Here is a 24490-nt window from a genome sequence, read left to right as displayed (position 1 = left end):
AAGTATAATATTATACTTCACACTTTTTTAATTGCTTATATATTCAAAACTTGTTTTATCAGAATTTAAATTAAATATTAATTTATTGCCTTTATAAAATTTAAATCTCGCTTTACATGCAATATTTTCTGTTATAGTTCTTATCATTTCTCCGCTATTTGGAGCCAAAAGTTTTTGTGGATGTAATTCTTCTATTTCTATCTCTAATCTGTACTTACCTTTCCTAATTATTACTTCCTTTTCATTGTAAGATATTATCTTTACGCCATTATAAGTAGCTAGCCTATATTCTTTACCTTCATAATAAACTATGGCTATACATCCTATAAATTTAAAACCTAAAAAAGGTATATTAGCTATAGAAACCATTATACTTAAATCATTATTGTTAAAATAATTAGATTGTACCCACAGATATTTATCAGGAAAAGATCTTCCCCAATCTTTTTCTATATATCCTTTATCTTCATTAAACTTAAATTCTTCATAGTTAATAAATAAACTTCCTTCTACAGTATGATTTAAGCTTAAAACTCCATGAAAACATTCCATAAAGGGAAAATGTGCGAAAGGACCCATTATATCTCCCTTTATTGTAGTAATATTATTATAAATAAGCTGACCTTTTATATTAATATCCTTATTTTTTATATTAATTATTATTCCATTTAAGGAGAAAATATTATCCTTTATCTTAATAGTAAGTTTATCTTTACTTATAGAAAAATCTTTATAATCATACTTTATATTATAAGATTTGTTTTCAGTAATAATCTGAATAAAGGCATATTTATCTCCATTTCTCTTTATATTTATTCCTGGAATAAATGAAATACTAAGTTCCTTACTTTGATGTTTAAAATACCATCCTTCAAAATAACATTTCTTCTTAGTATAATTTTCTTTATTCTTCATACTTCAAATTTTTAATTGTTGGAGAGTCTAAAAATTCTCCCTTATAGTTAAATCTTGATCCATGACAAGGGCAATCCCAAGATAAGTCATCAGCATTCCACTTTAATTCACATCCTAAATGAGGACATTTAGTGGATACAGCATAAATCTTACCTTCTTGATTCTTATATACTCCAACCTTTTTCCCTTCATATATTACAATTCCTGCATGACCATTTTCAATATTTTCTGCAGTTTCCATTGGAATTCTTATTTTTTCTGCAATAAAGTTATATGTTGTTTCAAATCCATCCTTAAGTAAATTTTTAATTGATGCAGTCATATCAAATCTACTTGGAGAAAATATTTCATTAAAATCATATGTATTACCATTTATTAACCCACTAATTATTATTGCTGAAACCATAGATGATGTCATTCCCCATTTGTTAAATCCAGTAGCTACATAAACATTAGGGAGTTCCTTTGAATATACACCTATAAAAGGAATCCCATCTGAAGTTATGCAATCCTGTGCTGACCAATGATATTCTTCAATTGAATCTGGATATAACTTTTTAGCTAAATCTCTTAACTTCCTATAGGAACCACCTTCTTCATTACTTCCAGTTCTTCCTGATGCTCCACCTAAAATTAAATAGTCTTCATATCTTCTAAAAGAATATCCTGATTCCTTTTCATCTATATACATTCCATTTAAAAGTTGAGCATTTTTTAAGGCAATAACATACTCTCTTTCTTGATGCATTCTAAAAAAATAATATCCAGGAACATTAATAATAGGAAAATGTGTGGCTATTACTATACTTTTAGCTTTTATTTCCCCTCTATCTGTTACTACTATATTATCTTTAATTTCTATAGCAGTTGTATCTTCATATATAGTTAAGTCCTTTATGATATGATTTAAAAACTTTATTGGATTAAAATGTGCTTGATTTCTAAACTTAAGAGCTTTAGCAACTTCAAATGGTAATTCAGTATCATCTACTAATTCAGCATCTATTCCTAAACTTACTGCTGCCTTATACTCTTTTTCTATTTTTTCTGGTGAATCTAAGGTATAAATATAAGCATCTGCTATTTCAAAATTACAATCAATATTATTTTTGCTAATTATTTCTTCATAATTTTGTAAGGCTAGTTCATTAGCTAAAGCATATCTTTTTGCATTTTCTTCACCAAATTCCTTGATTAATTTATCATATATAATATTATGTTGTATTGTAATTTTTGCAGTAGTATTCATTGTATTACCAGTTAAAACCTTCCCTCTTTCTAATACTACAGCATTGATTTTATTTTCTTTTAACATATAGGCTGTTAATACTCCTGCTATACCTCCCCCTATAATAACTACATCAGCCTTTTCTATATCTAATTTATGTTCATTTTTATTTCTTTTATAACTTTCAGACCAAACTGATTTCATATAATCACTCCATTAACTAAATAATAATATTATCTAGTCTTCCCTAATTTATCTTTAATTATTGGATGATTATCAATAATTTCTATAAAATTTTCAATTCTCTCGAAAGTTTCTTTGCTTAAAACGTGCTCAATTTTCTCTGTTTCTTCTAAAATATTATTTGTAACACCTATTATATTTAAAAATCTTTCTACAGTATTATGCCTATATAGTAAGTATGCTCCATAAATATCTCCTTCTTCTGTAAGCTTAATATATCCATATTTTTCATAAGTAACTAAACTTAATTCATCTAATTTTCTTATCATATTTGTTGTAGATGCTGGTTTCACATTTAATGCCTTAGATAAATCTACTACTCTAGTAAAACCAGTATTATTTGATAGTCTATAAATCATTTCTATATAATCTTCCATAGATGCGGTAACTATATTAGAATTTATTTTAAAATAATTATTAAAAGTATAAAATCCCTTAGGCATAGCCTTATCTCCACCCTAAAATACTATCTTTATATATTTATATTTAATAAATTCTATTAAATTCATATAAATAAAAAAATATGAAAACAATAATGCCTTTACTTTTATAAGTAAGCATAATTATTTTCATATCTCTCTATATATTTTTTAATTTTCTACCAACAAATTTTTCCTGGATTTAATATATTTTTATTATCAAATACTTTCTTTATATTCTGCATTATTTCTATATTTTCATCTCTTAAAGATTCCTTTAAGTACCCTCTTTTAGCATATCCTATTCCATGTTCACCAGATACTTGTCCTGATAATTCATTAGCTTTATCATACATTTTTTTCATAATTTCATTTAATATTTTGTTCCAACTAGCCTCATCTAAATTATCTCTTAATATATATATATGAAGATTTCCGTCACCAGCATGTCCAAAACTTTGTATTCTAATATTGTATTCCTCTTGTAACTTATGGGTAAACTTTACAAAATTGGCTACCTTATTTCTAGGAACAACCACATCAACTTCATCCATTTCTGTAGTAGAATTTTTAATAGCCTCTAAGAAAGCACTTCTAGCAGACCATATAGATTCTTGCCTTTCCTCTGTATCAGAAATAAATACATCTAATGCTCCCTGCTGCAAACATATTTCTGCCACATTTTCATAGGATTTTTCTACTTCTTCTTTTGAATTTCCATCAAAAGTTAATAGTAAATAAGCATTAGAGCTGTGATCTGGGAACTTCTTTCCCAAATATTCTTCTGCTGCTTTAATAACTTTCCCTTCCATAAACTCAATAGCTGTTGGAACAGATTTAGATTTAATTATTTTAGGAACAGTTTCTATAGCTGTCTCTAAATCCATAAAAGGTATTAATAGACTTATATTTTTTTTAGGTAGTGGAAGTAATTTTAATATTGCCTTAGTAATGATTCCTAAAGTTCCTTCTGAGCCTATTATTAAATCCTTTAAGCTATATCCAGAACTATTCTTAACTACCTTACCTCCTAGATTTAATATTTCTCCCTTTGCTGTAACTACTTCTAAACCTCTTACGTAATCTCTTGTAACTCCATATTTTACAGCTCTCATACCACCTGCATTAGTGCTAATATTTCCTCCTATAGTAGCTGTTTTCTCGCCTGGATCTGGAGGATAGAAAAGATCATTATCTTGTACAAACTTACTTATTTCCATAAGTAATACACCTGGTTCAACAGTTAAAGTTAAATTTTCTTCGTCTAACTCTATTATTTTATTCATATCACTTAAGTCTATTACTATCCCCTTATTCAATGGTACACAAGCTCCAACTAAACCAGTACCTGATCCTCTAGCTGTCACAGGTATATTATTTTCATAGGCATACTTCATAATTAATGAAACTTCTTCAGTACTCTTAACTTTAACAACTAACTCTGGTTTTACTTTAATAAAAGCTAATTCATCGTGACTGTAGTCTTCATTTATATTATCACCATAGAATATTCTATTTTCATCTTTAATTATTGATTCTATATGAATAATATCAACTTCTTTAACCTTATTATACTGCATATGCCTTTCCCCCATCTTCCTTAATCATTTCTATTAACTTAGGAATAATTTCATATATATCTCCTACAACTCCATAATGAGCTACCTTAAATATGGATGCATTCTCATCCTTATTTATTGCAAAAATATACTCTGAATTATTCATTCCAGCAGTAAATTGAACAGCTCCTGATACTCCACAAGCTATTACTAATTTAGCTCTAACAGTTCTACCACTTAATCCAACTTGTTTATTAGGTAATTCCCATCCTGCTTCAACTAAAGGTCTTGTTACAGCAACTTCTCCTCCTAATAATTCTGCTAGTTCTCTTATCATCTCCATATCCTTTTCAGTTTTTACTCCTCTTCCTGCAACCACTAAAACCTCTGCATCAGAGATACTATGCTCTTTTTGTTTTTTAACTATGTTATTTATTTTTATATTTGATGATAATTTCTTCTTATCTACATCACAAATAATAACTCTTCCTTTAGATATTGGATTTCTATCTGGTGCTGACATAACCTTGTATCTCACAGTAGCTAATTGTGGTCTAGAATTAGGAGTTACTATTTGTGCCATTATATTCCCACCAAAGGCAGGTCTTATCTGTATTAAATCAGTATTTTCTTTTATATCTAATATAGTACAATCAGCAGTTAATCCAGTTCTAAATCTTGCTGCCACTCTTGGAGCTAATGACCTTCCAATAGTGGTTGCACCCACTAAAATAACTGAAGGCTTAATATTATTTATATAATCTTCAAATATTGCAGTATATGGTTCTATATTGAAGTTATTTAAACTTTCATCATCATAAATATATACCTTGTCTACCCCGTAATGAAGCAATTCTTTCGCCTTCTCTTGTATGTTATATCCAATAAAAATGCAATGAACTTCTTGTTTAACTTTATCTGCAAGCTCTCTAGCCTTACCTATTAGCTCAAATGTAACTGGATGTATGTTACCATCTATATGGTCAACATATATAGCTATTCCTTTCCATTTACTTTTGTCTATTAAAACCTTTTCTTCTTCTACATATTCAATAGCACCCTTAGGTCCTTTATTAACACATATCTTACACATTTTACAGTTAGAATTTATATCTAGTTTCCCATTTTTATTTTCTAATGCCCTAAATGGGCAGATAGTAATAAACTCATCTATATTTACTACTTTTTCTTGGTTAATTATTAACTTTGCCATATATATTCCCCCTACAAGAACTTAAATTCTTTTAATTTATTAAAAACATCTTTGGAAACCTTTTCTGAACTGCCAGTAAAACTTTCATGTTTTAAATTAACTTCAGGCGGAAATATTCTCTCAACTTGAGTTGGCGAACCATTTAATCCATACTTATTTTCATCCTTATCTTCTAAATCCTTTAAAGATAAGATTTTTATTTCTTTATTTTTTGTTGCCTTTTTTCTTATGTAAGATGGTAGCCTAGGTTCATAAATATCTTTTTCAACAGTTATTAAACAAGGTAATTTTACTTCTAATACTCCATTGGCTTCTTGCATATCCATTTCAATAATTATAGAGTCACCTTTAACCTCAAATATCTTTTTTACATTTGCTATATGAGGAATTCCTAAGTATTCAGCTATTTCTGGCCCTACTTGAGCAGTATCACCATCTGTAGTTTGCTTACCACAGATAATTAAGTTATAATCTCCAGCCTCTTTTATACCTTGCGATATTGTATAGGAAGTTGCTAATACATCTGCTCCCGCAAATTTTCTATCAGAAATTAATACTCCATTATCTACCCCCATAGAAAATGATTCTCTAATTACTTCCATTGCTTGCTGTGGTCCCATGCTTATTACATCAACTGTTCCTCCAACCATCTCTTTAATTCTAAGTGCAGTCTCTAAAGCATATAGATCATAAGGATTCATTTTGCTATCTATTCCATCTCTTTTTAATACTCCAGTTTTTTCATCAACTTCTACTTTTGATGTTCCTGGAACTTGTTTTATACAGACCATAGTATTCATAATATACTTCCCCCCAGTAATATATAATTATATCTTGTAATTTCATTTCACATTTTCCACAAAGTAATTGTAATACCATTTTATTAGATTGTCTATATTTGTTATTTTATTAACTGATTAAAAGAGCTTTAGTATATTTATATTTCTATGAAAATGCCTTTTAATAAATACTTTTCTTATATAAGTACTATAATTTAATAATAAAAAATGCACTATAACTATTAGATTTTTACATCTAGCAGTTATAGTACACTTTATTTTCACATTTTCTAAACTTTAAATTTTTTAATTAATTCCTTTAATCTTATAGAATTATCCTTTAATCCTTGAGCTTCATTAGCAATTTCTTGCAATGCTGATGCTTGTTCTTCTGAGGCAGCGCTTACTTCTTCTGTAATTGCAGCAGTTTCTTCACCAACAGTAGCAACATCAGATATTTTTACAACTACATCATCCTTACATAAAGATATTTTCTCTAAAGAATTAGTTACCTCTTTAACATTTTCTTCTAATTCATTTATTACATTATCTATAACTTCAAATTTATCTCTAGTTTCAATAAGTCTAACTCCTGTTTCTTTGCTTAATTCACTTGATTTTAATATGTCCATATAAAGTTCATTAATACTACCTTTTACTTCGATAATAACATTATTTATTTCTGTAGCTGATTTAGCTGATTCTTCTGCTAATTTTCTTACTTCTTCTGCTACTACTGCAAAACCTCTACCAACTTCACCAACTCTAGCTGCTTCTATCCCTGCATTTAACGCTAAAAGATTAGTTTGTTCAGTAATAGATTTAATAGCTTCTACAATTATTCCTATTTCATTTGATTTGTGTGATAGTATATTTACTTTACTAACTATATTGTCATTAGCTTCTTTATTTTCAGAGTACTTTTCACTTAATACCTCCATTGATACTCTGCCTTCTCTTGAAGATAGCTTTACATCAGATGAAGTTTTTAACATTTTATCTGAGCTTATTATTGATTTATTTATTTCCTGCTCTAACTCCCCAATCCTTTTAACACCATCATCTAATTGTATTGCTTGATTAGTTGCTCCTTCTGCTATCTCTTGAACTGATGTGGCTATCTCTTCACCTACATTACTTGACTCTTTTGTTATTTCAAATAATGTACTACTTCCATCATTAACTCTATTGGCTTCATCTTGGATGCCTGAAATTAGTATTCCCATTTCTTGTGAAAGATCATTAACAGCATTAATCATACCTGCAATTTCTTCATTATATTCATTTTTCACTTCTGATACTTCTGTAAAGTCTCCTTCTTTAATCTTATCCAATAACCTAACTACTTCTTTTATTGGTTTACCTAACTTATCAATAAAATTCTTTGAAGCAATTATTACAATTGCCAATGTTACTACAAAAACAATTAAAGGAATTATTAACTCTGAAAAATAATCTTTACTAGCCTCATCTAAAGGTATAAACACACAAGTTGTGTATCCTGTTTGTATATGTATAGATTTAGAAACTAAATAGAACTTATTATCTATTTTTATATATTCACTATTATTATCTTCAATACTAAGAACATCTTTTATCCATGGAAGATCAGCTTCATTTTTACCTATTAAATCTGATTTATTGTTAGCTATAATAGTACCATTTTTATTAAAAACTATAGAATAAGCATTATTATAATCCTCTATTTTCTTTGTCATCTCTGATAAATGTTCTAGATCTTCATCTATTCCAATTACACCTTGTAATTCACCATTATCATTTAACACAGCTTTGGAATAAGTAATCATAGTTCTTTTAGTTGTATAATCCTCATAAGGATCTGAGACAACTACTTTATCAGGATTATTTATAGCATCCTTATACCAACTTCTTTCTCTGGCATCAAAAGAACTTCCCATTTCTTCATATGGAGCCTTTATAAATTTGCCATCCTCACTACTCATATATACATTTGAAATGCCCATTTTAGTTTCAATATAACTTATAAGTAGTTTTTGAAGCCATTCTACTTCATTGTTCTTATTATCTCTTATACCTTTAGCATTGGCATCATGAGATAAAAAATTAATATCCCCTATAATACTGTTATCACTATTTTCTAATGATTGATTAATAGAATGAATATTTTTATTAACAACTAAATCCCTTGCCTTTATAATATTTTTATTTATTGAATAAAAATTAGCAGCAGCAATTACTATTAAAGGTATTGTTGATGTAAAAACCAAGAATTTAGCAACAAAAATTTTCAATGTTTTTCTCTTATTTTTTATTTTCTTCTTCATTTTTCCCCCTTATATCTGAAAAAAATTATAATCACTATATTATTTTCGACTAATTCACATTATTATTTAGAAAAATTTAGTAAAAAATAAAAGTTATATCATATTACTTTTATAAGTCGATATGATATAACTCTTTTTACTTTTTAATACTATTTAAATGTTCTTTTTAAGAATTCTCTTGTACGCTCTTTCTTAGGATTATTAAATATTTCTTCTGGAGCCCCTTCTTCTTCTATAACTCCATTATTCATAAATACTACCCTATCTGATACTTCATTAGCAAATCCCATTTCATGAGTTACTACTAGCATAGTAAGTCCACTTTCTGCTAATTCCTTCATTACTTTTAAAACCTCTCCAACCATTTCTGGATCAAGGGCAGATGTTGGTTCATCAAATAGAATAACATCTGGTTCCATAGATAAAGCTCTTGCAATAGCAACTCTTTGCTTTTGTCCTCCAGATAATTGTTTTGGCTTAGCGTTTATATAATTCCCCATGCCTACTATATCTAAGTACTTCATTGCTACCTTTTCTGCTTCTTCCTTAGATCTTCCTAAGACTTTTACTTGTCCAACAACGCAGTTACTTAAAACATTGTGATTATTAAATAAATTAAATTGTTGGAAAACCATACCTAGTTTAGTTCTATATTTATATATATCGTGATTATCATCTAATATATTTTCGTTCTTATATATTATTTCACCACCTGATGGATTTTCTAAAAGATTTATACATCTTAACAATGTAGATTTTCCAGAACCTGAAGAACCTATTATACAAATAACTTCTCCTTTATTAACTGAAAAATCAATATCCCTTAATACTTCATGGCCTCCAAAGGATTTACTTAAATGTTTAACTTCTATAATCTTTTCCATATTAACTCCTCCTTAAGCCATTGTATTCTTATTAATTTTATCTTCTATTTTGGAAACCTGCATTTGATTACCTAATATTATATAATTTTCTGGACCATCAATTTTCTTTTCTAAATATCTTAATATTCTTGTAACTGTAAATGTCATTACAAAATATAATATACATGCTACAAAGAAGGATTCAAAATATCTAAAGTTATTTCCAGCTATAGACTTAGTTTGGAAGAATAGCTCTGAAACTGAAATAACATTTAATACTGAAGTGTCCTTTATGTTAATTACAAATTCATTACCTGTTGCTGGTAATATATTTCTAATTACTTGTGGTAATACTATGTTAGTCATAGTTTGAAAATGATTCATCCCAATAGCTTGAGCTGCTTCAAATTGACCTTTATCTATGGATACAATACCACCTCTAACTATTTCAGACATATATGCCCCAGTATTAATTGAAACTATAAATAAACCTGCTACAATTTTATTAATGTCTATTCCAAAGGCTGCTGCAGAACCATAGTAAATTACCATAGCTTGAACAATCATTGGAGTTCCTCTAAAGAATTCTATATAAACTGATAAAATTATATTAACGATCTTTAATAATACCTTTTTTATACCTCTTTCAGGTACTGGTATTGTTCTGACTACTCCTACAATAAGTCCAATTAATGAACCAATTAAAGTACCTACTATAGAAATAAGTAATGTCATTCCTGCCCCACGTATAAACATAGGCCAATTATTTGTAATTATTCTTATTAACCATTCTAGAGTCATCTTCTAATCTCCTTACATGTGAAATAGGGGTAACTAATTATATATAATAAATCAGTTTGCCCCTTTATTCTTATTGAGCTGCTGGTTGATTCTTAATTGCCTCATCCATTATTTTCAATCTATCTTCTTCAGAAATTCCTTTTAAAGTTTCATTTATCTTATTTTTTAAATCACTATTCTTTTGAAGTCCAACTGCTATTGCTGTATCTTCTTCTGAAGTAACAAAGCCTTCTTTAAATTCAACCATCTTAAAGTTTTCATTTGCCATTTGCGCACTTAATGCTTCTGGTCTTTCTGTTACATATCCATCTATTACTCCAGATTCAAGAGCAACTCTCATTGCTGGGAAGTTGTCCATTGCTGTAACTTTATTAACACCTGGAATTTGATCTATAACTGTATAATGGAAAGTATTTAATTGAGCTGTTATTTTAGCCCCTGAAAAATCTTTTAATGTTTCTGCATTTTCATAAGAACTACCTTTTTTAACTAGCATTACTAAATCTGATTTATAATAAATATCTGTAAAATCTATTGTTTCTTTACGTTCTTCTGTTGGTGACATACCTGCTATTATTGCATCTATCTTTCCAGATGTTAATGCTGGAACAAGTCCATCCCACTCTGTTTTAACTATTACTAATTTTTTACCTAGGCTATCTGCTATCTTCTTAGCTATTTCTACATCATAGCCTCCTGCATATTCAGAGCTTCCATCTATTTTTACTGCTCCATTTGAATCATCCATTTGAGTCCAGTTAAATGGTGCATATCCTGCTTCCATTCCAACTTTAAATACATCTTCTCCAGAATTCTCATTAGTACTACTTGATCCGCAACCTGTTAATGTTAGTGCTGCTGTTGCTACAGCTAAAATTAATAATGATAATTTTTTCTTCATATTTATCCTCTCCTTTATGATAATAAAAAAAACCAACCTATTGGTTGGTGCTATCTTAAATATTCTGGATAAGATACTCTAAAAACACTTGGGCTGTAAAGCTCAAGATTAATTCATAGACACTTAACCCTCATCTTCCCATTTGAGATAGCACAACTTAATAAACCGGGAAAGCTTATTAAGACAGTCCTGCAACTATTAATCGCAGACCCAGCAAGTAATATCGAGATATATTACAAACTTCGGCAAAATTTCCTTCTCAATAGCTTCATAGCACTCTCAAGCTCCGCTAAAGACTGTTAAATTTTGCGCCTCTACCCCACTGCTAAGTGAGGTATTTATTTAATTTTATATACAGTTTACTACTATTTTCCACCTATGTCAATAGATATATTTTCACATTTTTTGCACAATACTTAACATTGTGAATTTTTAATATAAATGACAACTTACAAAATGATTCTTTTCTATTTCTCTCATTTCAGGTTCTACAGTTTTGCATACATCTGTAGCATAAGGACATCTAGTATGGAATCTACATCCTGATGGAATATTTATAGGGCTAGGCACATCTCCCTTTATCAATGTTATTTCTGAATTATTTGCTTTCTTAGGATCTGCTATTGGTATAGCTGATAAAAGCCCTTGAGTATATGGATGAAGTGGCTTTTTATATAATTCATTACTATCTGATATTTCTACCATTTTTCCAAGATACATTACTCCTATTCTATCAGAAATATGTTTTACCATTGATAGATCATGAGCAACGAAAAGATATGTTAGTTTAAATTTTTGTTGTAAATCTTCTAACATATTCACCACTTGAGCTTGAATAGATACATCTAATGCAGAAATAGGTTCATCACAAAGAATAAAATCTGGTTCAGTAGATATTGCTCTTGCAATTCCTATTCTCTGTCTTTGTCCTCCACTAAATTCATATGGAAACTTATCCATATCACTTTCTGATAATCCTACCATTTCTAGTAATTCTTTTATTTTATTATTTCTTTCGTCCTTATTTAATTTAGTGTGCAAAGCCAAAGGTTCATTCACTAATTCTCTAACTGTCATATTAGGATTTAAAGATGAATATGGATCTTGAAATATAGTTTGAATTTTACTATAAAAGTTTTTCATTTCTTTTTTAGAAAGCTTAGCTATATTAGTTCCTTCAAAAATTACATCTCCTTCTGTTGTATCATAAAGCCTTGTAATAGATCTGCCAAGAGTTGATTTACCACAACCTGACTCACCTACAAGTCCGAAGGTCTCTCCCTTTTTTATATTAAAGGAAACTCCATCTACTGCTTTTACGTATTTTTTTTCTCCACCTAAAAATTCATTCTTTACTGGAAAATATTTTTTCAAATTATTCACTTCTATTAATATTTCATTAGACATTATAACACCTCTCAATCCATGATTTATTTTGCTAAAAAGCACATTGCTCTGTGTGTTTCACTAAAGCTCTTATAATTCGGCATCTCTTGAAAACATCTTTCAAAAGCAAATTCGCATCTACTTGCAAAAGGGCAACCCTTTGGTGGATTTAATAGAGATGGTGCAGTCCCTTTAATAGGCTTAAGTCTTGCTTTCTCATCATCTTCTATTTTAGGTATTGAATTAAGTAAAGCCTTGGTATATGGATGTTTAGTTTCATAGAAAATCTCCTCCACAAGGCCTTCTTCCATTATTAATCCACCATACATTACAATTACTCTATTACAAAGACTTGCTACTACTCCAAGATCATGAGTTATTAATATAACAGACATATCATTAATTTCTTTTAAATTCTTTAATAACTGTAAAATTTGAGCTTGTATAGTTACATCAAGAGCTGTAGTAGGCTCATCTGCGATTAAAAGCTTGGGATTACACGCTAATGCCATGGCTATTAAAACTCTCTGACGCATTCCACCACTAAATTCATGAGGATATTGGTCTATTCTCCTTTCAGGCATAGGTATACCTACTTGCTTTAAAATATCTAATGCAATTACTTTTGCTGCTTTTTTATTTATTCCCTTATGTCTTACTAATACTTCTATTAAATGATCCCCTACTTTTTTCAATGGATTTAAAGCAGTCATAGGATCTTGAAAAATCATAGCTATTTCTTTTCCTTTAATACTTTGCATTTCTTTTTTGCTCATACTTGAAATATCTATATTATTAAAATACACTTTTCCCTCTTCTATTTTTGCATTTTCAGGTAATATATTCATTACAGATTTCATAAGAACACTTTTACCACTTCCTGATTCTCCAACTATCCCTAATATATCACCTTTATTAACATTAAAGCTTACACCTCTTACAGCTTCAATCTTCTTATCTTTAATATTAAAATTAGTTTTTAAATTTTCTACACTAAGAAGGCTATTATCTCTATCCATTAACTCTCACCTCCTGAAATTTTAGGTTCTACAAGAACTCTTAATACATTCCCTAATTTATTGAAAGAATATATAGTTAAAATTATTAATATTCCTGGTATTAATGCCATATATAATGCACTTTGAAGGTTACTTTGTGCATTTTGAAGAAGGTTTCCCCAAGATGACATTGGTGGCTGAATTCCAAGTCCTAAAAAGCTTAGGGAAGATTCAGTCATTATTGCACCTGCTATACTAGATGTTGACGCAATAATTATTGTTGGAAAAACGCTAGGTATAATATGTCTAAATATTATTTTACCTGAAGCTTCTCCAATAGATTTTGCATAAAGCACATATTCTCTTTCTTTAATTGATAGAGTTTCTGCACGTACTAATCTTGATGTTTCCATCCATGAAAATAATCCTATAACTATTATAATTGCTTGTAATCCTGGTTTTAAAAATATACTTATTACTGTTACTAATATCATCCATGGAATAGATGATATTATATCAACAATTCTCATTAAAATATTATCTATCTTTCCTCCATAATATCCACTTATAGTTCCTACAGCTACTCCAATTATAGTAGAAATTATCATAGCTAGTATTCCTACTGTTAATGAAACTCTTCCACCATATACAGTTCTAACAAAATAATCTCTTCCTAATTCGTCTGTTCCAAATATATTAGTTAAGCTAGGTGATTGAAGAATATTAGATGTATTAGTTAAGTCAGGATCTATTGGAATTATAAAGGCAAATATTGATATAAGTACTATAAATATTAAAAATAAGATAGCAAATAAAGCACTCTTATTTTGCTTAATTTCATCTTCAAAGTTTTTTAATCTTCTATTTTTTAATTTTCTATTTTCCATTATGCTACCTCATTTCCTTTATTCTAGGATCTATTAATGAATAAAGTATATCTGATAATAAGTTTCCTAGTATAACTAAAGTTGATGATAGCAATAAAATTGCCATAATAATTGGATAATCTAAGGATCTTACAGCATTTACGAAATAAGGTCCAACACCTGGCCACCCAAACACAGTTTCTGTTATCATAGCCCCTGTAATAAGCATAGGCAAAGCCATCCCTAACTTTGTAATTATAGGTAAAAGCACATTTTTACAAACATGTTTAAATAATATTTCTGATTTACTTGCTCCAAAAGCTTCTTGGACCATAACATAATCTTCGGAAATTTGTCCTATAGTTGAAGATCTTACATATCTTATTAAATCTGGTAAAAAAGCAACTACTAAAACTGTACAAGGCATTATAAAGTGTAGTAAGAAATCAACTATTGAATTCTCTCTTCCAATAGTGTTCATGCCTAATATAGGTAGTATTGAAAGCTTATATCCAAAAATAAATATCATAATCATTGCAAACCAAAAGCTTGGAATTGCTATACCAATAGAACAAAATCCATCTATAATTTTATCTACTAATTTATTTTTATTAGATCCTGATAGTAATCCTAAAACTATTGAAATTATAAAGGCAATTAAATAAGATGGGAATACTAGTATAGCTGTAGCTGGAATTCTTGCTAATAAATCCTTTGATATGCTTTCATGAGTAATTATTGAATATCCAAATTGTCCACTAAAAATCCCTTTAAGCCATAATAAATATTGCATATATACAGGCTTATCAAAACCATATTTTGCTTTAATAAGTTCAACTGTTTCCACAGACATTTTGGGTGTAATCATTGTATCTATGGCATTGTATGGTGCTAATTGAATTAATATAAAGCAAATTATTGAAATTAGTAATATTAAGGGAATAGCTTGAAGTATTCTCTTTAAAATATATTTAGCCATTTATCATCACTTCCCCGTTAAAAATTATATGGTGCTACAAAAATATGTAGCACCCTTTAATATTTGAATATTATTTAAAACTTAATTTTGACATATCTTCAAAAGTATAAACTGGTACTAACTTAGCTTCATCAACTCCAGTTATATTAGAGCTAATTACTACAATTCTCTTATTTGATAACATTGGATAGAAGTAAGCATTATCTTGTAATTTTTGTTGAATCTTATTATATATTTCAACTCTCTTTGCTTCGTCAGTTTCAACTCTTCCTGCATTAAATAAGTCGTCAATTTCTTTATCCTTATAATGACTATAATTATACTTACTATCAGAAGTAAATAATGAGTTAAATGTATCTGGATCTATTCCCATAATATATCCACCAATGAACATATCATAATCTGAATCTTCATTAAGCATTTGTTGACTTAAAGCTGTTCCTTCTTGCCCTGCTAATTCTACATTAATACCTATAGCCTTAAGGTTTTGTTGAATAATTGTAGCTTCTTTTTGTGATGGAACATCATTTGAAGTATATCCAAACTTTATTGTTAAATTAGTAACTCCTGCTTCTTCTAATAACTTTTTAGCTTTTTCTTGATTGAAGTTATATTGCTCAAGATCCTCTGTATAGAATGGGTTTCCAGGAGGTAAGAAGCTATAAGCTTCCTCAGCATATTCCTTTGAACCAAATGCAGCATTTATTAAATCTGTTCTATTCATTCCATAGAATATAGCTTGTCTAACTTTCTTATCTTGTAATTTCTCTGAATTTGAATTAATAACTACATAAGCTACTCTACCTTCACCATATACATATGGAGTTAAATCATCACCTTTAACTAAATCATTTAAATCACTAGATTGAACAGATAACGCATTTATTTCTCCCTTTTGTAAGGCAAGTTTAGCAGTATTAGCATCTGGTATTACTCTAAAAATTACATTTTTTATATTTGCTTCACCAAGGAAGTAATGCTCATTTTTTTCAAACTTAACATATTGTCCCGCTTTATATTCTGCTAATTTATATGGACCAGTTCCTACTGGTGTAGAATTCTTCTCACTATTTTCAAAATTAGTTTCCCCTTCATAAATATGCTTTGGCATAATGAATATATTGGCTAATAGTTCCATAGCTGGAGCACTAACTTCTGGAAGTATGAAGTTAACTGTATAATCATCTACTTTTTCAATTTTTACTGGTTTTCCATTAAAAATTAATTGACTATATGCCCATCCTGCATTTTCTTCTTTTAACATTTCTTCATAAGTGAATACAACATCATCAGCTGTAAATGCTTCTCCATCACTCCATTTAACATCTTTTCTAAGTTTAGCTGTATAAGTTAAATTATCTTCTGATGGAGTCATACTTTCTGCAAGAAAATAATTAATTCCATCCGCATTATACATATATAAAGGTGAATATAATGCTTTTATAGTCATTAATCCATAACGGTCACTAGTTGTTATAACATTTACTGAGTTCCCCGGATCCCCAGGTATACCATATACGAATGAATCAGATTGTGAGGAATCTCCTCCTGTATTGTTATCTACTTTATTTCCGCAAGCTGTTAATAACATTGCTGTAGCTAGTGTTGCTGTTAATAATTTGTATATTCCTTTAAATTTCATATTTACCCTCCATAAAAATTATTTATATTTTAGTTTTTTATAAAAGTTATTTTTAATGTAGTCTTTTTATAAACTCCCTTATTACAAAAAAATCGTCTCCTTATTCAGAGGCGAAGTTTAATGCACCTAATTCCACTTTATTCTTATTAATAATATAAATTGCAAAATACCTTTACTATAATAAGAATTTTTCAACTTATTATACTTAAATTAAGGTGTACTTAGATGCCTTATCCCTAAAGAATTTACCTTTGCAAACCTTACTAAATCTACTTTTATTATCATTACATATAATCCCTATCGGATTACTTGTATTTTTATATTCATATTATATGAACATTATTATTTTTTGTCAATTAAATTTAAATAAAAATAGTCTTATCTATTTTTATTTAAATTTATTAACATATATTCATTTTTTCTATCTATTTCTTATTTCATCAAACCACTTTAATACATTTTGTATCTCTCTATCCCAACAGGCCCAATTATGCTCTCCTTCTGAATAAGTAAACTCATAGTCTATTCCTAAACTTTTCATTTTATCTTCCATTTCTAAGTTATTCTTATATAGAAAATCCTCTGTTCCACACCAAGAATATATTTTAGGTATATTATGAATCTCATCATTCTCTACCAATGAATCTAAAAGATATATCAAATCATTTTTTGATCCCTTAATATTCTCTAATGGACCAAATACTCCTTCCCAAAAGGACTTTCTTTTATTTCTAAAGCCTTCTGTTATTGATTCACTAGCTATATTTAATGGTCCAGATAATGATGCTGCTGCCTTGAATTTTTCAGGATGAGTTAATGCTAATTTAAGAGCCCCATGTCCTCCCATAGAAACCCCTGCAACAAAAGTATCTTCTTTTTTATCCGAAAAGTTATTAAAATATTTTTTGCAAAACTTAGGTAGTTCTTCTGATATGTAAGTCCAATACTTAGCTCCATATGTGGTATCTGTATAGCAACCTAATTGAGTTGTAGGTATTACTACAGTAAATCCGTATTGTGATGCATATCTTTCTATAGATGTTCTACGCATCCAAACACTTTCATCATTTCCCATACCATGTAATAAATATAATACTGGTTGTCCTTTCTTATTAATACTTTCCTTAGCATCTATTTCATTTGACTTTTGTTGTGGCAAAAGTACATTTAACTTAGTATTAATTCCTAAGGTATTTGAGAAATAGTTTACTTCAAATAAAACCATGCCTATCCTCCTAAAAACTATCTTATTATGTTATTATATACCTAAAAAATCATAGTGTATATAACCCATATTAAATAATAATAATTTTCCGTTAATGTTTTTATAATAAGAGGCTATAGCATTTATAATAATGTGCAATAGCCTCTTTTAAAATTTAATCATATTAAACAGTTTTATTATTTATCCATTTCTCAAATTCTTCATCAGTACTTAAAACATAATGAGTACCCTCTACATGCTTTTCCTTTCCTAATGAGTAATCTATACCACTTGTAGCATAATTGTAACTTGTAGATATTCTATCTTTTTCAACCTTAGGATTTGGATGAGGTATTGCTGAAATCAAGGATTTAGTGTAAGGATGTATTGGGTTTGAGAATATTTCCTCTGTAGTTCCAGTTTCAAGTAAATACCCTAAATGTAATACTCCTATTCTATTTGAAATATATTTTACCATTGATAAATCATGGGCAATAAATAAAAGTGCTGTATTAGTTTCTTTTTGAATTTCCTTCATTAAATTAACTACTTGAGCTTGAATAGATACATCTAACGCGCTTATTGCTTCATCAGCAATTATTAATTTAGGATTCATTATAAGTGCTCTGGCAATTCCTATACGTTGCCTTTGCCCTCCTGAAAATTGATGAGGATATCTATTAGCATGTTCTTTAGATAATCCAACCTTTTCAAGAATTCTATACACCTTTTCATTTCTTTCTTCTTTACTATTATATAGTTTATGAATATCTAAACCTTGAGCTATAATATCTAACACCTTTTTACGAGGATTTAGACATGCCATAGGATCTTGGAATATCATTTGCATATTTATCCTTAAATACTTACTATCTTTATCAGATAATTTACCTGATATATCAATACCATCAAATTTAATTTCTCCAGAGGTTGGATCATAAAGTCTAATAATTGATCTTCCAATTGTAGATTTTCCACTTCCTGATTCTCCAACTAGTCCATAAGTTTCTCCAGGATATATTTCAAAAGAGACCCCATTTACAGCTTTAACAGTAAATTTTTTGCTTACTTTAAAGTATTGCTTTAAATTCTTAACTTCTAATAAAGGCTGTCTATTTTCCATTCATAACCGCCTCCTTTAACATCCTATCTATTCTCTCCTTAAGTTCTTTTGGCATTTCAACTTTTGGTGCCTTTTCATGTAATAGCCAAGTTGCTGCATAATGAGTATCTGTAATTTTAAACATTGGAGGTTCTAATCTCTTATCTATATTTAAAGCATAAATATTTCTTTCAGCAAAAGCATCTCCTTCTACTGTATTTAATAAGTTAACTGGTGTTCCTGGTATTGTATAAAGCATATCATCTGTAGTTTCTATATCTGGCATAGCAGATAATAATCCCCAGGTATATGGATGTCTTGGATCATAGAAAACTTCATCTACATTTCCCTTTTCTACTATTTTACCAGCATACATAACAGCTACATAATCAGCTACCTTTGCTACAACTCCAAGGTCATGAGTAATATAAATAACAGAAATATTTAACTTCTTTTGAATATCCTTAATTAACTCTAAAATTTTTGCTTGTATAGTTACATCTAAGGCAGTTGTAGGTTCATCACAAATTAATAATTCTGGGTTACAGGCAAGGGCTATTGCTATTACTACCCTTTGCCTCATACCACCTGATAATTGGTGAGGATAATTTTTCATTCTTTTTTCTGCATCAGTAATTCCAACAAGATTTAATAATTCTACTGCTTTTTCATAAGCTTCCTTTTTAGGTGTCTTATAATGCCAAATCATCCCTTCCATAATTTGGGCTCCTATTGTCATTGTTGGATTTAATGAAGTCATAGGATCTTGGAATATCATAGCTATACGCTTTCCATTAATCCTTGTTCTCATTTCCTTTTTAGATAACTTTAAAATATCAACCTCAACTTTTTCTTTGCCTCTATAATAACTAAATTTAATACTTCCTGAATTAATCTCTCCATTACTACTTAATATTCCCATAGCCGCCTTCATAGTAACAGATTTTCCACTACCACTTTCCCCTACTATAGCTAATGTTTCTCCCCTATATAAATCTAGCTTTACACCACGAATAGCATTAACAGATCCTGATGATGTCTTAAAGGAAATAGATAAATCTCTAATTTCTAATACTTTTTCATTTTTCATCTATAATCACCTCTACATTTCTTTCATCTTAGGATCAAAAGCATCTCTTATTCCATCAGCTACTATATTGAAACTTAGCATTAAAATTGCAAGAACTAAAACTGGTGCAACTATCATATATGGATGAGTTGTAAAAGATTTAAAAGCATCACTAATTAATGAACCTAAAGAAGCCATTGGAGCTGGTACTCCTAATCCTATAAAAGCTAAGAATGCTTCTGTAAATATTGCATTTGGTATTGAAAACATGGTATTTGTTATTATAGGTCCAATAATATTGGGTAAGATTTCTTTAAATATAATAAAGAAGCTTTTAGCACCTAATGTTTTAGAGGCTAATACAAATTCTTGTTCCTTCAGCTTAAGAACCTGCGCTCTAGCAATACGATTCATTCCAATCCATCCAGTAATCATAAGTGAAAATGTAATTGTTAGAAGTCCTGGTTTTAAAACTACTATTAATAAAGTTACAATTACTAAGTTTGGTATTCCATTTAATATCTCTGCAAAACGTTGCATTATATTATCAACTTTTCCTCCAAAATATCCTGAAATTAATCCATAACTTAATCCAAATAACATGTCTATAGCAACTGCAACTAATGCTATATAAAGAGAAATCCTGGTTCCCATCCAAGTTCTAGTAAATATATCTCTTCCTAAAACATCACTTCCAAACCAATAGTAAACATCTTCAAGGCCAGTTTCATTACCATTTTCAGAAACATATTTATTTACTTTAACTTCTCCACTTGATGTGTTCATAGTTTCGCTACCATCAAGTATTCCTAAGTTTTCTAAAACAGGTACCCTAGGAGCGAGATTTTGATGAGATATAATTTGTGAATCATAGGTATTCTCATTCATCCCAACTCCGAATATAGCCATCATTGTTATAAATACTATACAAATGAAGCCAATTATTGCTCCTTTACTTTCAAACAATCTTCCTAACACATCTTTCCAATAAGATTGACTAGCATAAACTTTATCCACATGAGGAATATTTTCTTTCCATGCAAATTCAAAATCATTATCCAAAAACTCAAAATTTTGTGAATTATTTTTATTATTCATGGTTATCCTCCTTTGCTAATCTTATTCTTGGGTCAACTATTCCATATAGAACATCCACTATTAACATTATGCCTATATACATAGCACTATAAATAAAAGCTAATGCGACTATTACATTATAATCATTAGATTGAATAGCAGTAACTAATAGACTACCAATTCCAGGAATGGAAAAAATCTTTTCTATTACTAAGCTTCCAGTCATAAGTCCAACTACTAATGGAGCTAAAACTGTTATTATTGGAATTAATGCATTTCTTAATGCATGTCTAGATAATAGTCTAATACCATTTATGCCTTTACTTTCCGCAAGTTGCATATAATCTGAACCTAATACTTCTAGCATTTCAGTTCTTGTAAATCTAGCTATAGTGGCTATTGTAAACATGCATAAAGCTATAGTTGGTAATATTGAAGATTTAATAGGATTTTCTGCTGTATATAATAATGGGAAAAAGCTTACTTTATATCCTAGATAATATGATAAAACTAAAGCAAATACATATGATGGTAAACTAACTCCTAATACAGAAATAATAGTAGTTATTGTATCCCATATTGTATTATGCTTAATTGCTGATATTACTCCAAAAATTAATCCAATTATAGTTCCTAATAAGACAGCTTGCCCACCTACTCTTAATGAAATAGGTAACCTACTTTGAAGTAGAGTAGATATTGGTGTATTTTTTGAAATTGTATAAGAAACCCCAAAGTCCCCTGTAAGCATACTTTTTACATAATTAAAAAATCTTATAATGACTGGTTTATCTAATCCATATTTTTGATTTAATAACGCTATTTGATCAACAGTTAACTTTTCATCATTAAATGGAGATCCTGGCATAAATTCTAACATTAAAAATAATATTAATAATATTGCTAGTAATGTGGCTATGGAAATTGCTATCCTTTTAATTAAATACTTTTTCATTTGCAATTCCTCCTTTTAAAAATATTACAGTGGTACTCTCACCACTGTAATATACTTATCTTTATTAATTTTTCACTGCATTCTTATAAATTCTACTAACGCCTACTGAATGGAACTCTATTTGTGAAACATTATTCTTAATCATTTCTGCATTTCCCTTTTGATAAACTGGGAAAATAACAGCTTCATCCATTACAGTTTTTTCTGCATTTTTTAATGCTTCCCATCTTGCTTCTTGATCTAATGCAAGTTCACCACTTTGGGCTGATTTAATTACTTCATCGTATTCCTTATTTGACCATGAACCATAGTTATTTGGACTGTCTGTAGTCCACATATCTAAGTATGTCATTGGATCTGCATAATCTGGACCCCAACGAGTAAATACAACTTCATAGTCTCCATTTTGCATTCTTTCTACTCTATTTTTCTTAGGAACAACTTCAAGAGATATAGTTACTCCTGGTAAAGTAGTTTGTATTTCTGATTGAATGAATTGAGCAACATTTTGTGCGGATTCAGTATCTTCAACTAACATCTTATATGTGAATGAATCTTTACCTAATTCCTTCTTTGCTTTTTCATAATATTCTAATGCCTTAGTCTTATCTGTAGAAAGATAAGTGGCAGTATTATCACGAAAATCTTTTCCATCTGGCCCAGTAGCAAGTTCTTCTGGTACTGCAAAATCTGCTACTATTGATCCATCTTTTAATATATTATTAACAATAGCTTTCTTATCATAAGATAATGCAAGAGCTTTACGTAAATTTTCATTTTCTAATCCTGCTACCTTTTGATTTGGAGATATATACCATAAGTATCCTGCTTTAACATTTGTAAATTCAGGATCATTCATAAATTGTTCTACTTGTTCACCTGCAAGAGTTGCAACATCTAAATCTCCATTTTGGTATGATAGCATTGTTTGTTGTGCTTCTTTAATTACTTGGAATTTAATGCCTCCTAATTTAACTGCACTAGCATCCCAATAGTCTTCATTTTTTACTAATTCTATAGTTGTAGCTGCAGGTTCATATGCTGACATTTTAAATGGTCCATTTCCTATAATTGTATCTGGAGATGTTCCAAATTTATCACCTACGCTATTATAAAATTCTTCATTAACTGGATAGAATGAAGGGAATGATAATAGTGATTCAAAGAATGTAACTGGATGAGATAATTCTACTACTAAAGTTTTATCATCTACGGCTTTAACACCTAATTCTTCAACTGGAGTTTTTCCTGCTGAAATATCATCTGCATTCTTTATTCCTGCAATTCCTGCAATAAATGCATATTCACTAGCAGTCTTAGGATCTACAAGTCTTCTCCATGCAAATACAAAATCTTTTGCTGTTACAGCAGTTCCATTTGACCACTTAGCATCCTTTAACTTGAAAGTATAATTTAATCCATCATCACTTTTTTCAACTGATTCTGCAGCTGCCAATATTGGAGATCCTGCATCATCAACTGAATATAAGCCTTCTGTTATGGCTGCTATTACTTCAAATGAAGTTCCATCTGTTGCTATTTGTGGATCCATAGAAGCCACTTCAACATCAAATTGAACTCTTAAAACACTGTCAGAACTTGATGCTTGTCCATTATCAGTACCATTGCTTGAATTTTTTGCCCCACCACAAGCAACAAAGCTAACTGATAAAACCATAGCCAAAGCTGACATAAATAGTTTCTTAACTTTTTTCATTAATTTGCCCCCTTTTCATCTCTATTTGCTTTATTTTTTTACAATAATTGAATTATATACTAATTATTATATTCCTATTATTATGCTTGTCAATATATTTTTATAATAATATAGATATTATTTTTATAACATTTTATTAAAAATATAGATATTAAATTATTAAATAGTTATTTCGAACAATTTTCAACTAATTCTTTTACAAATTTCTTAAAGGAAATAATTATAATAAAAAAAGATTGATTTTTTTATAAAAATCAATCTTTTTAGT

General features: G+C 29.2%; 21 protein-coding genes and 1 riboswitch. All 21 genes read right to left on the bottom strand.

Annotated features, from left to right (window positions below; all coding sequences use genetic code 11):
• Positions 1-27 precede the first annotated feature (27 nt).
• The 21 genes from HUJ77_RS04630 to HUJ77_RS04530 all read right to left on the bottom strand — a co-directional run bounded on the left by HUJ77_RS04630 (position 28) and on the right by HUJ77_RS04530 (position 24222).
• Positions 28-915 carry a tocopherol cyclase family protein gene (locus tag HUJ77_RS04630; protein ID WP_291707412.1) on the bottom strand — a complete coding sequence of 296 codons (888 nt, stop codon included), beginning with the start codon at positions 913-915 and terminating at the stop codon, positions 28-30.
• Positions 905-2347, bottom strand: a complete 1443-nt coding sequence (locus HUJ77_RS04625) for an FAD-dependent oxidoreductase (protein WP_291707411.1) — start codon at positions 2345-2347, stop codon at positions 905-907. The genes HUJ77_RS04630 and HUJ77_RS04625 overlap by 11 nt, the downstream gene beginning before the upstream one ends.
• A 29-nt stretch (positions 2348-2376) precedes the next feature.
• Positions 2377-2829: an iron dependent repressor, metal binding and dimerization domain protein gene (locus HUJ77_RS04620; RefSeq protein WP_291707410.1), complete on the bottom strand. Its 453-nt coding sequence runs from the start codon at positions 2827-2829 to the stop codon at positions 2377-2379.
• 155 nt (positions 2830-2984) lie between these two features.
• Positions 2985-4385, bottom strand: coding sequence for an FAD-binding oxidoreductase (locus tag HUJ77_RS04615; RefSeq protein ID WP_291707409.1), 1401 nt, complete (start codon positions 4383-4385; stop codon positions 2985-2987).
• The gene (locus HUJ77_RS04610) at positions 4375-5577 is read right to left on the bottom strand and encodes an FAD-binding protein (protein ID WP_291707408.1); all 1203 of its coding nucleotides are present in this window, start codon (positions 5575-5577) and stop codon (positions 4375-4377) included. The genes HUJ77_RS04615 and HUJ77_RS04610 overlap by 11 nt, the downstream gene beginning before the upstream one ends.
• An 11-nt stretch (positions 5578-5588) precedes the next feature.
• Positions 5589-6377, bottom strand: a complete 789-nt coding sequence (locus HUJ77_RS04605) for an electron transfer flavoprotein subunit beta/FixA family protein (RefSeq protein ID WP_291707407.1) — start codon at positions 6375-6377, stop codon at positions 5589-5591.
• Positions 6378-6646: 269 nt separating this feature from the next.
• Positions 6647-8662, bottom strand: a complete 2016-nt coding sequence (locus tag HUJ77_RS04600) for a methyl-accepting chemotaxis protein (protein WP_291707406.1) — start codon at positions 8660-8662, stop codon at positions 6647-6649.
• A 149-nt stretch (positions 8663-8811) separates the two neighbouring features.
• Positions 8812-9546: an amino acid ABC transporter ATP-binding protein gene (locus tag HUJ77_RS04595; protein WP_291707405.1), complete on the bottom strand. Its 735-nt coding sequence runs from the start codon at positions 9544-9546 to the stop codon at positions 8812-8814.
• Positions 9547-9558: 12 nt separating this feature from the next.
• On the bottom strand, positions 9559-10326 hold the full coding sequence (locus tag HUJ77_RS04590; protein WP_291707404.1) for an amino acid ABC transporter permease: 768 nt from the start codon (positions 10324-10326) through the stop codon (positions 9559-9561).
• A 70-nt stretch (positions 10327-10396) separates the two neighbouring features.
• A complete protein-coding gene (locus tag HUJ77_RS04585) occupies positions 10397-11227 on the bottom strand; it encodes a transporter substrate-binding domain-containing protein (RefSeq protein WP_291707403.1) in 831 nt (276 codons plus the stop codon).
• Positions 11228-11367: 140 nt separating this feature from the next.
• Positions 11368-11552, bottom strand: a riboswitch (Lysine riboswitch).
• A gap of 107 nt (positions 11553-11659) precedes the next feature.
• Entirely contained in the window at positions 11660-12634 is a 975-nt protein-coding gene (locus HUJ77_RS04580; RefSeq protein ID WP_291707402.1) for an ABC transporter ATP-binding protein, read from the bottom strand.
• Positions 12635-12657: 23 nt separating this feature from the next.
• Positions 12658-13632 carry an ABC transporter ATP-binding protein gene (locus HUJ77_RS04575; protein WP_291707401.1) on the bottom strand — a complete coding sequence of 325 codons (975 nt, stop codon included), beginning with the start codon at positions 13630-13632 and terminating at the stop codon, positions 12658-12660.
• A complete protein-coding gene (locus tag HUJ77_RS04570; protein ID WP_291707400.1) occupies positions 13632-14498 on the bottom strand; it encodes an ABC transporter permease in 867 nt (288 codons plus the stop codon). Before HUJ77_RS04570 ends, HUJ77_RS04575 begins: the two co-directional genes overlap by 1 nt.
• Positions 14499-14502: 4 nt before the next feature.
• On the bottom strand, positions 14503-15456 hold the full coding sequence (locus HUJ77_RS04565; RefSeq protein WP_291707399.1) for an ABC transporter permease: 954 nt from the start codon (positions 15454-15456) through the stop codon (positions 14503-14505).
• A 70-nt stretch (positions 15457-15526) separates the two neighbouring features.
• Positions 15527-17098, bottom strand: a complete 1572-nt coding sequence (locus HUJ77_RS04560; protein ID WP_291707398.1) for an ABC transporter substrate-binding protein — start codon at positions 17096-17098, stop codon at positions 15527-15529.
• Positions 17099-17519: 421 nt separating this feature from the next.
• Positions 17520-18323, bottom strand: a complete 804-nt coding sequence (locus tag HUJ77_RS04555; protein ID WP_291707397.1) for an alpha/beta hydrolase family protein — start codon at positions 18321-18323, stop codon at positions 17520-17522.
• A 163-nt stretch (positions 18324-18486) separates the two neighbouring features.
• A complete protein-coding gene (locus tag HUJ77_RS04550; protein ID WP_291707396.1) occupies positions 18487-19425 on the bottom strand; it encodes an ATP-binding cassette domain-containing protein in 939 nt (312 codons plus the stop codon).
• The gene (locus HUJ77_RS04545) at positions 19415-20494 is read right to left on the bottom strand and encodes an ABC transporter ATP-binding protein (protein ID WP_291707395.1); all 1080 of its coding nucleotides are present in this window, start codon (positions 20492-20494) and stop codon (positions 19415-19417) included. Before HUJ77_RS04545 ends, HUJ77_RS04550 begins: the two co-directional genes overlap by 11 nt.
• Positions 20495-20506: 12 nt before the next feature.
• The gene (locus HUJ77_RS04540; protein ID WP_291707394.1) at positions 20507-21571 is read right to left on the bottom strand and encodes an ABC transporter permease; all 1065 of its coding nucleotides are present in this window, start codon (positions 21569-21571) and stop codon (positions 20507-20509) included.
• A complete protein-coding gene (locus HUJ77_RS04535; protein ID WP_291707393.1) occupies positions 21564-22505 on the bottom strand; it encodes an ABC transporter permease in 942 nt (313 codons plus the stop codon). Before HUJ77_RS04535 ends, HUJ77_RS04540 begins: the two co-directional genes overlap by 8 nt.
• Positions 22506-22569: 64 nt before the next feature.
• The gene (locus tag HUJ77_RS04530) at positions 22570-24222 is read right to left on the bottom strand and encodes a peptide ABC transporter substrate-binding protein (RefSeq protein WP_291707392.1); all 1653 of its coding nucleotides are present in this window, start codon (positions 24220-24222) and stop codon (positions 22570-22572) included.
• Between the last annotated feature and the right edge of the window lie 268 nt (positions 24223-24490).

The organism is Clostridium sp. (genome assembly GCF_021443865.1).
GTDB lineage: Bacteria > Bacillota > Clostridia > Clostridiales > Clostridiaceae > Clostridium.
This window is presented reverse-complemented; position numbering and strand designations above follow the sequence as displayed.

Bases quoted from the DNA above. Each gene is read 5' to 3' on its own strand.
- HUJ77_RS04630 (WP_291707412.1), bottom strand. From the start codon at position 915: ATGAAGAATAAAGAAAATTATACTAAGAAGAAATGTTATTTTGAAGGA.
- HUJ77_RS04625 (WP_291707411.1), bottom strand. From the start codon at position 2,347: ATGAAATCAGTTTGGTCTGAAAGTTATAAAAGAAATAAAAATGAACAT.
- HUJ77_RS04620 (WP_291707410.1), bottom strand. From the start codon at position 2,829: ATGCCTAAGGGATTTTATACTTTTAATAATTATTTTAAAATAAATTCT.
- HUJ77_RS04615 (WP_291707409.1), bottom strand. From the start codon at position 4,385: ATGCAGTATAATAAGGTTAAAGAAGTTGATATTATTCATATAGAATCA.
- HUJ77_RS04610 (WP_291707408.1), bottom strand. From the start codon at position 5,577: ATGGCAAAGTTAATAATTAACCAAGAAAAAGTAGTAAATATAGATGAG.
- HUJ77_RS04605 (WP_291707407.1), bottom strand. From the start codon at position 6,377: ATGAATACTATGGTCTGTATAAAACAAGTTCCAGGAACATCAAAAGTA.
- HUJ77_RS04600 (WP_291707406.1), bottom strand. From the start codon at position 8,662: ATGAAGAAGAAAATAAAAAATAAGAGAAAAACATTGAAAATTTTTGTT.
- HUJ77_RS04595 (WP_291707405.1), bottom strand. From the start codon at position 9,546: ATGGAAAAGATTATAGAAGTTAAACATTTAAGTAAATCCTTTGGAGGC.
- HUJ77_RS04590 (WP_291707404.1), bottom strand. From the start codon at position 10,326: ATGACTCTAGAATGGTTAATAAGAATAATTACAAATAATTGGCCTATG.
- HUJ77_RS04585 (WP_291707403.1), bottom strand. From the start codon at position 11,227: ATGAAGAAAAAATTATCATTATTAATTTTAGCTGTAGCAACAGCAGCA.
- HUJ77_RS04580 (WP_291707402.1), bottom strand. From the start codon at position 12,634: ATGTCTAATGAAATATTAATAGAAGTGAATAATTTGAAAAAATATTTT.
- HUJ77_RS04575 (WP_291707401.1), bottom strand. From the start codon at position 13,632: ATGGATAGAGATAATAGCCTTCTTAGTGTAGAAAATTTAAAAACTAAT.
- HUJ77_RS04570 (WP_291707400.1), bottom strand. From the start codon at position 14,498: ATGGAAAATAGAAAATTAAAAAATAGAAGATTAAAAAACTTTGAAGAT.
- HUJ77_RS04565 (WP_291707399.1), bottom strand. From the start codon at position 15,456: ATGGCTAAATATATTTTAAAGAGAATACTTCAAGCTATTCCCTTAATA.
- HUJ77_RS04560 (WP_291707398.1), bottom strand. From the start codon at position 17,098: ATGAAATTTAAAGGAATATACAAATTATTAACAGCAACACTAGCTACA.
- HUJ77_RS04555 (WP_291707397.1), bottom strand. From the start codon at position 18,323: ATGGTTTTATTTGAAGTAAACTATTTCTCAAATACCTTAGGAATTAAT.
- HUJ77_RS04550 (WP_291707396.1), bottom strand. From the start codon at position 19,425: ATGGAAAATAGACAGCCTTTATTAGAAGTTAAGAATTTAAAGCAATAC.
- HUJ77_RS04545 (WP_291707395.1), bottom strand. From the start codon at position 20,494: ATGAAAAATGAAAAAGTATTAGAAATTAGAGATTTATCTATTTCCTTT.
- HUJ77_RS04540 (WP_291707394.1), bottom strand. From the start codon at position 21,571: ATGAATAATAAAAATAATTCACAAAATTTTGAGTTTTTGGATAATGAT.
- HUJ77_RS04535 (WP_291707393.1), bottom strand. From the start codon at position 22,505: ATGAAAAAGTATTTAATTAAAAGGATAGCAATTTCCATAGCCACATTA.
- HUJ77_RS04530 (WP_291707392.1), bottom strand. From the start codon at position 24,222: ATGAAAAAAGTTAAGAAACTATTTATGTCAGCTTTGGCTATGGTTTTA.